The organism is Halobacillus litoralis (assembly GCF_009856415.1).
In the GTDB taxonomy this organism is placed as follows: Bacteria; Bacillota; Bacilli; order Bacillales; family Halobacillaceae; genus Halobacillus; species Halobacillus litoralis_C.
In genome coordinates, this window is the sequence record NZ_WMEZ01000002.1 from 853,264 (window position 1) to 867,306 (window position 14,043).

Annotated in this window: 15 protein-coding genes; 9 read left to right on the top strand and 6 right to left on the bottom strand. The window is 44.3% G+C overall.

Going from position 1 to position 14,043, the window contains the following annotated elements:
- Positions 1 to 399: 399 nt before the first annotated feature.
- A complete protein-coding gene (gene ligD, locus GLV98_RS09590) occupies positions 400 to 2,157 on the top strand; it encodes a DNA ligase D (RefSeq protein WP_160914411.1) in 1,758 nt (585 codons plus the stop codon).
- A gap of 96 nt (positions 2,158 to 2,253) precedes the next feature.
- Here ligD and GLV98_RS09595 read toward each other — a convergent pair whose 3' ends face one another.
- The 5 genes from GLV98_RS09595 to GLV98_RS09615 all read right to left on the bottom strand — a co-directional run bounded on the left by GLV98_RS09595 (position 2,254) and on the right by GLV98_RS09615 (position 8,035).
- Positions 2,254 to 3,810, bottom strand: coding sequence for a fatty acid--CoA ligase (locus GLV98_RS09595; RefSeq protein WP_160914412.1), 1,557 nt, complete (start codon positions 3,808 to 3,810; stop codon positions 2,254 to 2,256).
- A gap of 185 nt (positions 3,811 to 3,995) precedes the next feature.
- Complete coding sequence (locus tag GLV98_RS09600) at positions 3,996 to 4,763, bottom strand: 3-hydroxyacyl-CoA dehydrogenase (protein WP_160914413.1); 768 nt, start codon at positions 4,761 to 4,763, stop codon at positions 3,996 to 3,998.
- Between the two features lie 2 nt (positions 4,764 to 4,765).
- Positions 4,766 to 5,908, bottom strand: a complete 1,143-nt coding sequence (locus tag GLV98_RS09605) for a thiolase family protein (RefSeq protein ID WP_160914414.1) — start codon at positions 5,906 to 5,908, stop codon at positions 4,766 to 4,768.
- An 11-nt stretch (positions 5,909 to 5,919) separates the two neighbouring features.
- Complete coding sequence (locus GLV98_RS09610) at positions 5,920 to 7,068, bottom strand: acyl-CoA dehydrogenase family protein (RefSeq protein WP_160914415.1); 1,149 nt, start codon at positions 7,066 to 7,068, stop codon at positions 5,920 to 5,922.
- Positions 7,069 to 7,294: 226 nt separating this feature from the next.
- Positions 7,295 to 8,035 carry a Cof-type HAD-IIB family hydrolase gene (locus GLV98_RS09615; RefSeq protein WP_160914417.1) on the bottom strand — a complete coding sequence of 247 codons (741 nt, stop codon included), beginning with the start codon at positions 8,033 to 8,035 and terminating at the stop codon, positions 7,295 to 7,297.
- 220 nt (positions 8,036 to 8,255) lie between these two features.
- On the opposite strand from GLV98_RS09615, the gene GLV98_RS09620 reads away from it, so the two are divergent.
- Entirely contained in the window at positions 8,256 to 8,639 is a 384-nt protein-coding gene (locus tag GLV98_RS09620; protein WP_160914419.1) for a DUF302 domain-containing protein, read from the top strand.
- 102 nt (positions 8,640 to 8,741) lie between these two features.
- Here the strand turns inward: GLV98_RS09620 and GLV98_RS09625 are convergent, their stop codons facing one another.
- Positions 8,742 to 9,455 carry a DUF421 domain-containing protein gene (locus GLV98_RS09625; RefSeq protein WP_237417079.1) on the bottom strand — a complete coding sequence of 238 codons (714 nt, stop codon included), beginning with the start codon at positions 9,453 to 9,455 and terminating at the stop codon, positions 8,742 to 8,744.
- Positions 9,456 to 9,609: 154 nt separating this feature from the next.
- Between GLV98_RS09625 and GLV98_RS09630 the strand changes: the two genes are divergently transcribed.
- The 7 genes from GLV98_RS09630 to GLV98_RS09660 all read left to right on the top strand — a co-directional run bounded on the left by GLV98_RS09630 (position 9,610) and on the right by GLV98_RS09660 (position 13,657).
- Positions 9,610 to 9,867 (top strand): metal-sensitive transcriptional regulator, encoded by a 258-nt coding sequence (locus tag GLV98_RS09630; RefSeq protein ID WP_160914421.1) that lies wholly within the window; start codon positions 9,610 to 9,612, stop codon positions 9,865 to 9,867.
- Between the two features lie 62 nt (positions 9,868 to 9,929).
- The gene (locus tag GLV98_RS09635; protein ID WP_160914423.1) at positions 9,930 to 10,409 is read left to right on the top strand and encodes a DsrE/DsrF/DrsH-like family protein; all 480 of its coding nucleotides are present in this window, start codon (positions 9,930 to 9,932) and stop codon (positions 10,407 to 10,409) included.
- 16 nt (positions 10,410 to 10,425) lie between these two features.
- Positions 10,426 to 10,722 (top strand): rhodanese-like domain-containing protein, encoded by a 297-nt coding sequence (locus GLV98_RS09640; RefSeq protein WP_160914425.1) that lies wholly within the window; start codon positions 10,426 to 10,428, stop codon positions 10,720 to 10,722.
- Positions 10,723 to 10,766: 44 nt separating this feature from the next.
- Positions 10,767 to 11,330: a sulfurtransferase TusA family protein gene (locus GLV98_RS09645; RefSeq protein WP_160914428.1), complete on the top strand. Its 564-nt coding sequence runs from the start codon at positions 10,767 to 10,769 to the stop codon at positions 11,328 to 11,330.
- Between the two features lie 44 nt (positions 11,331 to 11,374).
- Positions 11,375 to 12,505, top strand: coding sequence for an MBL fold metallo-hydrolase (locus GLV98_RS09650; protein WP_160914430.1), 1,131 nt, complete (start codon positions 11,375 to 11,377; stop codon positions 12,503 to 12,505).
- Positions 12,506 to 12,572: 67 nt separating this feature from the next.
- A complete protein-coding gene (locus GLV98_RS09655) occupies positions 12,573 to 12,803 on the top strand; it encodes a sulfurtransferase TusA family protein (protein WP_089654675.1) in 231 nt (76 codons plus the stop codon).
- Positions 12,804 to 12,880: 77 nt separating this feature from the next.
- Positions 12,881 to 13,657, top strand: a complete 777-nt coding sequence (locus GLV98_RS09660) for a sulfite exporter TauE/SafE family protein (RefSeq protein WP_160910647.1) — start codon at positions 12,881 to 12,883, stop codon at positions 13,655 to 13,657.
- Positions 13,658 to 14,043: the final 386 nt, after the last annotated feature.

Genomic DNA, 14,043 nt, shown 5'->3' on the forward strand with positions numbered 1-14,043 from the left:
AACCACCCCATTCGATGAGTGTGAAAAACGAACCCCTACACTTAGAAGGAGCTTCTTCCAACCTCCTTGTCCAGGAGTCATAAAGCGCGCTTTAACAGCATTTCAATAGGGGATCCGCAGACTTTTGCATTTCGACAGAGCTTGGGAACTCCGCTATTCGTAGTAGTAGTTTCGAGACACTGAATATGGCAAAGGGGCGGAGGGGGATGGCGAGACTCCTGCGGGAAAAAAGTGCATGGTGAGACCCCACAGGACGCAGTCCGAGGAGGCTCACCGCGCTCCCGCGGAAAGCGAGCTATTCCCCGCAGCCCCCATCCACTCAACAAAAGTCTCGAAACTGAGTCTTCAAGAATAGGGAGCTTTTGTTTAAGAGAGCTGAATTGAAAGGAGTTGGTGGAGATGAAGCCGATGCTTTTGACAGGGACGACGGAACTCCCCGAGGGCGAGGAGTGGGTATATGAAGTGAAGTATGATGGGTTTAGAGCCATTTTGGAAGCAAGCGATAAGGGGATCAAGCTCTGGAGCCGGAATGGGAAAGACCTGAGCGACCGTTTTCCTGAGATTGTTCAGGTGGAAATCCCTAATAAGCTTCTTCCTTTTACGCTTGATGGCGAGCTAGTCCTATTGAACACTCCTTACCAGGCAAACTTCGAGGCATTACAAACAAGAGGAAGAATGCGGAATAAAGAAAAAATACAGGCTTCTTCTAAACAAAGACCTGCTACCTTCTTAGCTTTTGACAAAATAGAAAACAAAGCGATTCCTCTATTAAAAAGAAAAGAAAACATGAACAATCTTCTAGGAAAGCTTAAGCATCCCCAAATTAGAAGTATTGATATATATGAGGAAATAGAGGAAATTCTAACTATCGCTGAACTGCACATGGCTGAGGGGATCATTGCGAAAATGAAAAAGAGCAAGTATCAGCCTGGTGAACGTGGAAGACAATGGTTGAAATGGAAACAATGGAGGACAGTCACCGGCTTTTTACAGAAGTACGACGCTGAGAATGGGTATTATGATATTGGTTACTACAAGGACGACAGCTCAACCTCTCTCGGAAAGTTCAAACACGGTTTAACAGATGAGGAAAGCGAAACCCTCCGTACATTTTTTAAAGAAAATGGGAAGAAGAGAAAAGGGACCTGGCATATTGAGCCCAGCACATGTGTAGATGTGCACTGTCTCAGCGCTGAGGAAGGGGAACTTCGTGAACCTCTCTTTCATCAGTTCCGGTTTGATCTTACTCCTGAAGATTGCACAGAATCTAAGAAACAGTGGAACCTTTCCTTGTTTCCTGCCAATTTTGAACCGACCAATGTGGCTAAGCCTTTATGGAAAGGGATTGCTAAACAGGATTTCCTCGTGTACATCAGGCAAATAGCTCCCCACATCCTCCCTTTCCTACAGGAAAAGAAGCTAACGCTGATCCGTTACCCCGATGGCATATACGAAGAGTCCTTTTACCAAAAGCACTTCCCCGACCACGCGCCCGATTTTCTTAAAATGTGGATGGAGGATGGGGAGCCTTTTATCATTTGTGATCAACTTCTATCACTTCTTTGGCTTGCCAATCAGGGAGCATTGGAATACCATGTCCCGTTTGAAAAGGCCGGTGGTCAAAGGCCCGATGAAATTGTTCTTGATTTAGATCCAAAAGACCGGGATCACTTCAGTAAGGCGATTACGGCTGCCCGTTTATTAAAGCATCTTCTTGATGAGCTTGAAGTCAAAAGCTTTGTCAAAACTTCCGGTAATAAAGGCATGCAGATACACATCCCTATCCTTGAAGGAGACTTAAGCTATGAGGAAACAAGGAAAATAACGGAAACGTTGGCCACACTCCTCGTTAATGAAGCACCTGACCTTTTTACAATAGAACGATTGAAGAAAAAGCGTGGAGATCGTTTGTATATTGACTATGTCCAACATGCAGAAGGCAAAACAATTATTGCCCCTTATTCAACGAGAGCAACTGAAAAGGCAACCGTTGCTACGCCACTTCATTGGGAAGAGGTGACGGAAGATTTGCGCCCGGAGTCGTTTACGATTCATACTGTACCTGCCCGTATCGCTAAGTTCGGTTGCCCTTTTTCTATGTATGAAGTGGCCCGAGACCACCAGCCCATTAAAAAGTTGAAACAATTGCTTCAATAACCTGTCGAATATTGCCCGGGAAATGTAGCACCATTTTCCTGAAAAAGCGTTCAAAAAAAGGCTGCCAGTCGTCACCGGCAGCCTTTCAATCTGTGCTTATTCTGATAAAGTTTTGCTTCGTTCCCGGAGCTTGAACTTTTGCAATTTCCCACTCGCGTTTCGTGGAAGTTCATCTACAAATTCATAACGCCTCGGCCGCTTGTATCGGGCGAGCCTATTCCCTGACGTACAGAACTCATCCAGTTCTTGTTCCGTGACTCCACTGTCCTTTTTAACAATATAGGCGACCACCCTCTCGCCCCACAGATCATCCGGCTCACCGACAACGGCTGCATCCATGACCCCGGGGTGATCGAACAAAGCGTCTTCCACTTCTCTTGAATAGATGTTTTCGCCGCCTGATATAATCATATCTTTCACGCGATCACTGACCCAGAGGTATCCATCTTCGTCAAACGATCCTATATCACCCGTATGATACCAACCTTTGTACATGGCTTCTTCTGTCGCTTCCGGCCTATTGTAATACCCCTTCATCATGCTGGGCCCTCGTACGATAATTTCCCCGAGTTCGTGCGGTTTACAAATCTCTTCAGGCTCTGCGGGCCCGTGCTCATTCGTCCTCACCACTCGCACTTCATGGTTCAACAGCGCTCTTCCTGCCGATCCTGCTTTCGTGACTTGTTCTTCCTCTGTAAGTGCGGTGATTGCGGGTCCCATCTCCGTCATACCGTAAGCCTGTAAGAGCTGGACCCCTAAGGATTCATGCAGCTTCATCGTCAAAGCAGGGGCCATTGGTGCTCCTCCGTAGAGACCTTGTCTCAATGTCTGGAAATCCTCTTTAGTAAATTCCTCTTGCAACATCATGTTCCACATTGTCGGAGCTGCAAAGAAGGATGTAATCTGCTCTTCCCTGACCGTTCCAATTACTTCAGGTGCATCGAAATGGTGCAGCAGAACGTTTGTCGCCCCAATCATCACTCTCGGGAAGAACGCACAATGAAGCTCTGCACAATGGAAAATCGGAGCAACAGTCAGTCCACGGTCATCTTCCGTCAGTCTCAAACAAGCGGTCATGATGAGCGCTTGGTCGACCATGTCTCTATGCGTATGGATGACTCCTTTTGGAAGCCCAGTGGTTCCAGAAGTGTACATGATAGCATAAGGATCGTTCTCGTCCAGTTCACACACTGGTCGATCGGTCGTCACTCCATCAATACGTTCATAATAGTTCATGGCATAAGGCAAGTTTTCTTCGTCGATGGACCAGAACTCAATCCTTGTCATCTCTTTCGCTACCGGAGCGATGTGAGCTGCCGTCGCTTTTTCAAACACGACCACCTTCGGATCGGCATCTTTCAAAATGAACTCGATTTCTTTTTCCATGAGACGGAAGTTCACCGGATTGAATACTGCTCCAATCTTCATGCAAGCGAACAGCACCGTCGCATATTCAGCTGTGTTAAAAAGGACCGTTGATACTTTATCCCCTTTTTCCACCCCTGAGGCCTTCAGCGCATTCGCTGTGCGGTTCACTTCCTGGTCCCATTCCCCGTAAGTCCAGCGTGTACCAAGGCGTAGATCCACCAATCCTTCTTTATCGGTGTACTTCGCTACCGTCTGCTCAAACATACTCCTAAGTGTTGGTCCCATTTCTCATCGACTCCTTTTGATTTTTTTAATAAAATCCCATTAGCCAACGTGCTCGATCCACCAAGAGCTTACTGAACGTACTAATACTGGAGTGCTTTAGACAGGTTTTTTCTGTGTAAAGAGAAAGGTGCGCCTTCCTTTTTCCTTACCTTCTAAGTAATAGGGCATACCGCAGTGACAATCATTTACTTGGGTTGCAATCGAATCGCTCCGTCTAGACGGATCACCTCCCCATTAAGCATTGGGTTATCTAAAATGCTTAAAGCTAACTTCGCATACTCATAAGGCTTACCTAGCCTTGAAGGGAATGGTGTAGCTTTTCCAAGAGCATCCCTTGCTTCTTCAGGGAGCTGTTCAAACATAGGGGTTTCAAATAAGCCCGGTGCAATAGCCATTACACGGATGCCGTGACGGGCGAGTTCCCTTGATAGCGGCATCGTCATCGCGGCGACGCCACCTTTGGACGCACTGTAAGCCGCCTGACCGATTTGCCCTTCATAGGCAGCGATTGAAGCTGTGTTAATGATGATTCCTCGCTCCCCATATTCATTCGGCTCATTTTCCTGCATCTTTTCAGCTGCCAAACGGATGACATTGAACGTACCAATCAAGTTCACTTCAATGATTTTAGAAAAAGACTCCAAACGATGGGGCCCATTTCTTCCGACCACTTTTTCACCAGTTACGATGCCGGCACAGTTGATGACCGTGTTTACCTGCCCAAAAGTTTCGACAGTCGTTTGAAGCATGCGCTCAATTTCTTCAGCAGAAGTGACATCCGTTTTGGCAAACAGCACAGAAGAGCCCAATTCTTCTGCAAGCGCTCCGCCTTTTTCTTCGTTTTGGTCAACAATCACTACGCGGCCACCATTTCTGGCAATCTTCCTTACCGTCGCTTCACCAAGCCCTGACGCTCCTCCTGTCACAACCGCTACAACCTCATGGACATCCATACTTATCCCTCCAGTCTTTCAATAACTGTGCCATTCGCCATTCCGTGTCCTTCACAGATGGCAAGCAGCCCGTACTTACCTTCTGTCCTTTCTAATTCATGAACGAGGGTGGTCATAAGCTTCGCTCCAGTGGCACCTAACGGGTGACCCAGAGCAATGGCTCCTCCATTCACATTCAGTTTTTCATGCGGCACGCCTGTCTCTTTCATCCAAAACAAAGGCACAGGAGCAAAAGCTTCATTCACTTCAAAAAGATCGATATCTTCAAGGCTCAGTCCAGCTTTTTGTAAGGCTTTATACGTAGCAGGAACCGGACCTGTCAACATCAGTGTAGGGTCGGAACCGACAACAGCTCTGGAGACAATCCGAAAGCGTGGCTTCAACCCCAGGGCCTCCGCTTTTTTCCGTGACATTAAAAGGACGGCTGCCGCTCCATCACTAATTTGACTCGCATTACCGGCAGTGATTTTTCCGTTTTCCTTGAAAACTGTTTTCAGTGTGGCAAGGGTTTCAACAGATGTTCCTGCCCTGGGACCTTCATCTGTTTTAATTACACTGGAATCACCTGTGCTCACAGGCATAATTTCTTTTTCAAACCGGCCTTCATCAATTGCCATCAGTGCCCTTCGATGGCTTTCAGCTGCATAAGCATCAAGCTCTTCTTTACTCAATTGCCACTGGTCTGCAATCCTTTCTGCTGAATGGCCTTGATTGATCATCTCGTATTTTGACGTCAAACGTTCATTAAAAGATATGCCCTGCATGTTTGAGAACATCGGCACTCGTGACATGCTTTCCACGCCGCCTGCAATGACGACTTCCATGTCCCCACAAGCAATGGCTTGAGAAGCGAAATGAATCGCCTGTTGGCTTGATCCGCACTGGCGATCGAGCGTTACTCCAGGAACCTCCATAGGAAAGCCAGCAGTCAGAGCAGCAATTCTAGCGATATCTCCTGCCTGCTCTCCCACCTGACTCACACAACCTGCGATAACATCTTCCACCTCTACAGGATCGAGAGAAGCTCGATTGACCAGTTCTTTAAGTACATCTGCCAATAGGATATCCGACCTGATTTCGCTGAGCCCTCCATTCCTTTTCCCCACAGGGGTTCTTACTGCTTCTACGATGACGACTTCATTCATAACTTTTCCTCCTATACTAAGCCCATCTTTTTGGCGATAATCGTTTTCATAATTTCATTGGATCCCGCATAAATCGCAGTGACTGGTGCATCACGGAACCTTCTCGCAATTTCATACTCTTCCATATAGCCATAGCCACCGTGAAGGTGCATACATTCCATCGCCACCTTTTTCACAAGGTCGGTCGTCCACCACTTGGACATCGATACTTCTTTCACAACGTCCTCACCGTTCATGTGCGCTTCAATCGTTCGATCCAGGAATGTCCTCCCGATTTCCACTTCCGTTTGAAGTTCTGCGAGCTTGAATTGAGTATTTTGAAAAGAAGCAATCGACTTTCCAAAAGCTTTGCGCTCCTTCACGTATGCAACCGTCAACTCAAGCATCCGTTCACAGGCTGCAATCGCCCCTATCCCGACAATCAAACGCTCCTGTTGCAGCTGGTTCATCAAATAATAAAAACCCTCGCCTTTTTTACCAAGAAGGTTGTCCTTAGAGACGGCTGCATCCTCGAAAATCAGCTCAGAAGTATCCTGGCTGTTCAGGCCGATTTTATCGAGCTTTCTACCGCGGGAAAAACCAGGCGTGTCCCTTTCAACGACCATCAGACTGATCCCCTTATACGCTGGAGATGCATGAGGGTCCGTTTTACACACAACGACAACTAAATCCGCGTGGATCCCATTCGTGATGAATGTTTTTTCACCATTCAGTGTGAATCCTTTTTCATTTTCTACTGCTGTCGTACGTATAGATGCAAGGTCCGACCCTGCTCCCGGTTCGGTCATCGCGATCGCTGTAATACATTCTCCCGTCGTACATTTCGGAAGCCACCTTTGTTTCTGTTTTTCGGTCCCGTAAGTTTCTAAATAAGGAACGACAATGTCAGTGTGCAAACCGACTCCAATCAGTCCTGTCCCCACTTTTTCCATCTCTTCATTGATGACAACGGAATAGCCGAAGTCTGCTCCAAAACCACCATATTTCTCATCGAGCCAAGGACATAGGTATCCCTGTTCTCCAAGCTTTCTCCAGAAATCACGGGGAACTTCCCCTGCCTTTTCCCATTCATCGTAATAAGGATAAGCTTCTTTTTCTAAAAACTTCCGTAAAGATTGACGGAGTATTTCATGTTCTTCTGTTATGTATGATGCCTTCATAATCTTCCTCCCTGAGCATTCTTCGCTATTGGATGTAATTCTCTCTTTACTCCTCTCTTTCCTGCCACAAACAGAAAACGCTTACATTTTTATGTATTTAGAAGCATTTCGACACACTCTAGTACTGCCACTAACCATTACGGCGCGAAAAATGGATAGTAAAGTAGGAGTTTCAGTTGAATAATTGATGCAAAAAACCAGCCTGTATTGGGCTGGTTTTTGGGTGTTAGTCTATAACTTTTTCAATGGCAAAGGCGACGCCATCTTCTTTGTTGGACGCTGTTACAAAGTCTGCGGCTTTTTTCACCGGCTCCTGGGCATTGCCCATAGCGACACCGAACCCTGCTTCGCGAATCATCGCGATATCGTTCATACTGTCGCCAACCGCCATCACTTGATCCATTTCTAAATCAAGCCACTGGCAAACTTTCATCAGGGCTGCTGCTTTATTTACACCTTCAGGGTTGATTTCAATGTTTGTCGGACTGGAGTTGGTTACTTCCAAGTCTTGATTTGCATTGACTTCGTCGAGAATGGCTTGTCTTACTTCGTCATCTTGTATATCAAAGCCGAACTTCAACCAATCGTAGTCTACAATCTCTTGGTCGAATGGGTTCTGGGTGTTGTACAAGCCCTGCACGGTCGAGGACCAAAAATAAAGGTCATGTTCTTTTTTCAATTCCCATAGACGTTCCACATGTTTATGTTCGAGCCTATTTTGTTCTACGAGTTTAAATTCATGGTCATAAATCTCCCCACCATTGATTGTTACAATATAGGAAGAGCGGCCGAGGTCTTCAGCGATGTTACGGCACCGAGATAAAGACCTTCCAGTACTTAATACAACGTGGATGCCTTTTTCCTTGGCTTTTTTTATAGCTGCTGCGTTGGCCTCGGATACTTCGCCTTCATGATTGACGGTGGTTCCATCTAAATCCAAAGCAATCAATTTGATGTCTCTTGTCATGTGATTCACGTCCTCTCTCTAATGTACCTATTTTAATATAAGGAAGTTCCATACACAATTCAAAAGGCACCTGTGGAGGTTCGGCTTAATTTCATATTCTATGATCATGAATTCATCTTTTCCTAAAAAGAGACCTCTTACAGGAACCCATCATTCAGATGATTACTTTTATACCTTAATGGGTATGGATAAGGAGAACTAATTTTCAAGGAGGTATTTCATGTTTCACTATACGGTGGAAACGGACAAAGGTTTGGATGAAGCGATTGAAAGTCTTGAGGCCAATCTGAAGGAAGCGAAGTTTGGCGTGTTATGGAACTTTGACATCAAAGATAAGCTTCATGAAAAAGGACTGGAATTTGAAAAAGAATTTAAAGTCCTGGAAGTCTGTAATCCTAAAGAAGCGCAACGTGTGTTAAATGAAAACGTCATGGCTGGTTATTTCCTTCCTTGTAAAATGGTGGTCTATGAAGATGGAAATAAGACGAAAATCGGTATGCCCAAGCCGACTTCCTTAACTCAGATGGTTGAGGATGACAACATTCAAGAGATGGCCAGTGATATTGAAGAAAGATTGAAGAAATGCATGGATCAAAGCGTATAATTATATAAAAGAGCCGCTAACTTTAGCGGCTCTTTACACTTTAATTGACAGTTATTCTTCTTTATTTCACGTACAACGTTTAACTTCCTTATCAAAAACCCATCAATGTTCAATGGGAGGTAAAGCCTCAATTTTTTTCCCTTTTAATGAAAAGTGAAATTCCCCCTGACTGGTAAGCGCACCATAAAAGATATCAGAGACATCATAGGTACCCAGACAGGTATGTAACCACTCCATGTCACGCCCTGCTCGATTTAAAAGATCTTGTTGAAGTTGACCATCCAAAATGAGAGGGATGTCATAACCCCCGCCCCTATACGGAAGGCCCATATCTTCCCGGGTCACCGCTTCTTTCGCGTTTTTCAGTTTGACGGATAATTGGCCATTCGGTTCAATGATACCCAGTTCGACACTGTCGAGCTCAAAAACATTCTGTTCTCTGAGCATGTGTGTAATGTTATCCAGAGAATATTGGATGCGTGAGATATTCTCTTCAATCATTTCCCCATCAAATACAACGATAGTCGGCTCAAACGTCAGGACCTTCCCTATCTTCCTGTTTCTCAACTTGAGCCAAACGATGAATTTTTGTAGAAGTGCGATGAAAATAATAGCCGTCACGGTATGGATATGGTCAATTTTTGGATCGGCAATATCTGCCCCGACTACAGAGCCCAATACGAGCACAACTAAAAAGTCGAATACCGGCAATTCTCCAATCGACCTTTTGCCCATAAATAACCCTACCCCTAGAAGTAATGGCAAGATTGTCAGGATCCTTCCTATCACTTTTAGTGTATCCATCCACATATCCATATCGATCACCTCTGGTTTAGCTTTGCACGGGTAGTGATCCATTATCCAAAAAAAATACGTGTCGGGGTGTTGACATTATACCTTGTGGGGTATATTATTAGTCATGTACTGTTCAACAGCGACAGAAAAAAACTTCACAAGGGAGGTCAATTCGATGGAATACAATGACGCAATGAAGAACAGAATGAAACGTCTTGAAGGTCAGTTACGAGGCGTTCTGAAAATGATGGAAGAAAATAAAGACTGCAAAGATGTCATTACGCAGCTTTCCGCTTCCAGAAGTGCGATTGACCGTGCGATCGGGCTCGTGGTAAGCTCCAACCTTGTGGAGTGCATCCAGGACGCTGACGATCAGGAAAACAAAGAAGCTTCGATCAATGAAGCTGTTCAATTGCTTGTCAAAAGCAGATAAATTTTTTTACAATGAATTATACCCATACACGTATAACTATATATTATTAGGAGGAAGAAAATATGTCTGAGACAAAAAAGACGAATATTATTTTATTCAGCGGGGATTATGATAAAGCAATGGCTGCTTATATCATAGCGAACGGAGCAGCCGCTTATGATCACGAAGTTACGATTTTCCACACATTCTGGGGGCTGAATGCTCTACGTAAGGATGAAAATATCCAAGTGAAGAAAGGCTTCATGGAGAAAATGTTCGGCAAAATGATGCCGCGTGGAGCAGACAAGATGGGCATTTCCAAAATGAATTTCGCTGGTTTCGGTCCTAAGATGATTAAAGACGTCATGAAAAAGCATAATGCGATGCCATTGCCGGATCTTATTGAAATGGCTCAAGAACAGGAAATCAACTTGGTGGCATGTACGATGACAATGGATCTTCTAGGATTGCAAAAAGAAGAATTGCTTGATGACATTCAATACGCAGGCGTTGCTGCATATCTAGCGGATGCAGAAGATGGCAACGTTAACCTGTTTATCTAATTAGGAGGTATCATTTATGAAAACAATGACAGCAAAAGAAGTAGAACAACAACTATCTGAAGGTAAAGAACTGAACATTATCGATGTACGCGAAGACGAAGAAGTAGCTGAAGGAATGATTCCTGGTGCGAAACACATCGCTCTAGGTACTGTCGAAGAGCGTGCAAGTGAATTGGATAAGGATAAATCTTATATTATGGTTTGCCGTTCTGGCGGTCGCAGCGGTCGTGCATCACAGATCCTAGACGAAAAAGGATTTGATGTGACGAACATGGAAGGCGGCATGATGAGCTGGGAAGGTCCTACTAAATAAATAAATGAACAATACACCTGCAAGGGTAGAGGAGGAATGTAAGAATGGAATTGAAAACAGATCTTACGTTAGATGCCAAAGGATTAGCATGTCCGATGCCGATTGTGAAGACAAAAAAAACAATGAAAGACATCGAAGCTGGTCAAGTCCTTGAGATTCAAGCAACAGATAAAGGGTCTAAAGCAGACCTTGAAGCATGGGCGAAAAGTGCAGGCCATCAGTACTTGGGTACGATCGAAGAGGGAGACGTACTCAAGCACTATGTCCGCAAATCAAGCGGTGAAGAAGAGCAGGAGAAAAAACACCCGAATGTTGTAAACAATGAAAACTTAGATGCACTTCGCAAAAACGATGACGTCCTTGTCTTAGATGTGCGCGAATCTGCTGAATATGGTTTTGAGCATATCCCTGAAGCAACATCTATTCCACTTGGTGAACTTGAGGAACGTGCAGACGAACTGGATCGTACGAAGAACGTTTATATCGTCTGCCGTACAGGAAGCCGAAGTGACCTTGCTGCACAGAAACTGACAGAAAAAGGTTTCGAGAATGTTTACAATGTCGTTCCAGGCATGAGTGACTGGAATGGAGAAACGACAAAGCTTTAATTCTATATTTTTTTATTAAAATTAATACCCTAGGAGGTAATAAGATGACTGTTAAAAACATGACGGTAAAAGAAATTACTAATAAAGTGTTGAATAATGAAGAGCTATTTCTTCTTGATGTTCGAACAGAAGATGCGTACCAAGACTGGAAAATCGAAGGAGAAAACTTTTCTTACTTGAACGTTCCTTATTTCGATCTCCTTGATGGTGTCGAAGAAATCGCAGATCAGCTGCCAAAAGATAAAGAAATTGCTGTCGTTTGTGCCAAAGGCGGTTCTTCTCAAATGGTTGCTGAAATGCTTGTAGAAGAAGGATTCGAAAATGTTTACTCCGTAGAAGGCGGAATGAAAGCCTGGAGTGAGCACTTGGAGCCGATCAAAGTCAATGACCTGAAAGATGGCGGCGAGCTTTATCAGTTCGTACGTATCGGTAAAGGCTGCCTTTCCTACATGGTTGTATCTAACGGGGAAGCAGCAATCATTGACTCTACAAGAATGACAGATGTGTATGTTGATTTCGCTAAAGAACTAGGTGTAAAAATCACAAACGTTTTTGATACGCACTTGCATGCCGATCACATTTCTGGTGGACGCAAGATTGCAGAACAAACAGGTGCCACGTACTGGCTCCCTCCAGAAGATGCTGGTGAAGTGACATTCGATTACCAACCCCTTCGTGATGGAGACCATGTCACTGTAGGAAATACAAACATCGATATTCATGCGTTGTATTCTCCTGGCCACACAAAAGGATCTACTTCTTTCGTCGTGGATGATCAATACTTGATGACAGGCGATATTCTTTTCATCGACTCTATCGGACGTCCAGACCTTGCTGGAAAAGCAGATGACTGGGTTATGGACCTGAGAGAGACCCTTTATACACGTTATAAAGAGCTTTCTGACGAACTGATCGTCCTTCCAGCTCACTTCATGATTATGGATGAGTTGAACGAAGACGGTACTGTTGCAGAAAAACTGGGAACTCTATTTGAAAAGAACCACGGATTGAACATCGATGATCAAGATGAGTTTAGAAAAATGGTGACAGAAAACTTGCCACCTCAACCGAATGCTTATCAAGAGATCCGTGAAACAAACATGGGTAAAATCAGCCCGGACAATGAAGAACAGCGTGAAATGGAAATCGGCCCGAACCGTTGTGCTGTAAGATAAAAACTCATGAGCCTGCGAATCCAGGCTCCCCTACAATCAATTAATAAACATTTGGAGGTATTTAATTATGAACGTAACAAAAACACTTGATGCAACAGGACTAGCTTGCCCAATGCCAATTGTGAAAACAAAGAAAGCAATGAAGGACATCGAAGCTGGAGAAGTACTTGAAATCCACGCAACAGATCAAGGTGCAAAGGCAGATTTGACTGCATGGGCGAAGTCCGGAGGTCACGAACTTCTACAAACAGAAGAAGATAACGGTGTATTCAAGTTCTGGATTAAAAAGGGCGAATAATCAGGAATCACCTGAAGAACATTATGGAATAAAGGGAACCTAGGACGGTTCCCTTTTTTATAGGAGGTAAACAGACTATGGAATTCGGATTAATCATCACGATCTTTCTTATCGGCTTCATAGGATCTTATATATCCGGAATGCTCGGCATCGGGGGTTCCATCATCAAATATCCAATGCTGCTTTATATACCGCCGCTTGTTGGTTTTACAGCCTTCACCGCCCATGAAGTATCCGGCATCAGTGCCGTGCAGGTCTTTTTCGCGACCATCGGTGGTGTTTGGGCCTACCGTAAAGGCGGTTTCCTGAACAAAGAGCTCATTTTATATATGGGTGTCAGTATTTTGATCGGTAGCTTCATAGGTGGTTATGGATCAAGGTTCATGGCTGAAGACGGCATTAATATTGTTTACGGTGTTCTTGCTTTAATTGCGACCGTTATGATGTTCGTACCGAAAAAAGGTATTGATGACAAGCCATTGGATGAAGTCACCTTTAACAAACCTCTAGCTGCCATTCTCGCACTGATTGTAGGAATAGGAGCAGGGATTGTGGGTGCCGCAGGAGCTTTCTTATTGGTACCGATCATGCTTGTTGTGCTTAAGATCCCGACACGGATGACGATCGCATCATCTCTTGCTATTACGTTGATTTCATCCATCGGAGCGACAGTCGGAAAAGTGACGACAGGTCAGGTTGAATACTTCCCAGCAGCCATCATGGTTGTAGCCAGTTTAATTGCTGCACCCCTTGGCGCGATGGCTGGAAAGAAGGTAAACACAAAGATTCTACAAACCGTCCTTGCCCTATTGATCTTAGGGACGACAATCAAAGTATGGATGGATATCTTCTAATACTGAGCATACAAAAAGAGCAGGACTCCTAAGGAGCTCTGCTCTTTTTGTATGCTTATATCTTTCCTCCTGAATACTCCCTGGACACAAGACTGCTTCTTTAACGCTGTAATTGCAAGTCTAATCCTAGTAGACTTCTCTAAACAATTTCCTTTTAGAATAGATCAAGTGGACTGGACTAGGTATACCTTTTCAGGGGACTTACCTCCTTAAGATCAACCGTGGATGATTGTATAATAAAAACCCTCTCTCCTTTATATAGAGTGACCTAATAAAATGAGACTTAATAAAACACCTTCAAAGTTGTAATACTACTTACACTTGGAGGTGTTTTTCTTATGGGTAAAAAAGTTCATTATCCTGAAGAAGTTAAGAAGAAAGTTGTT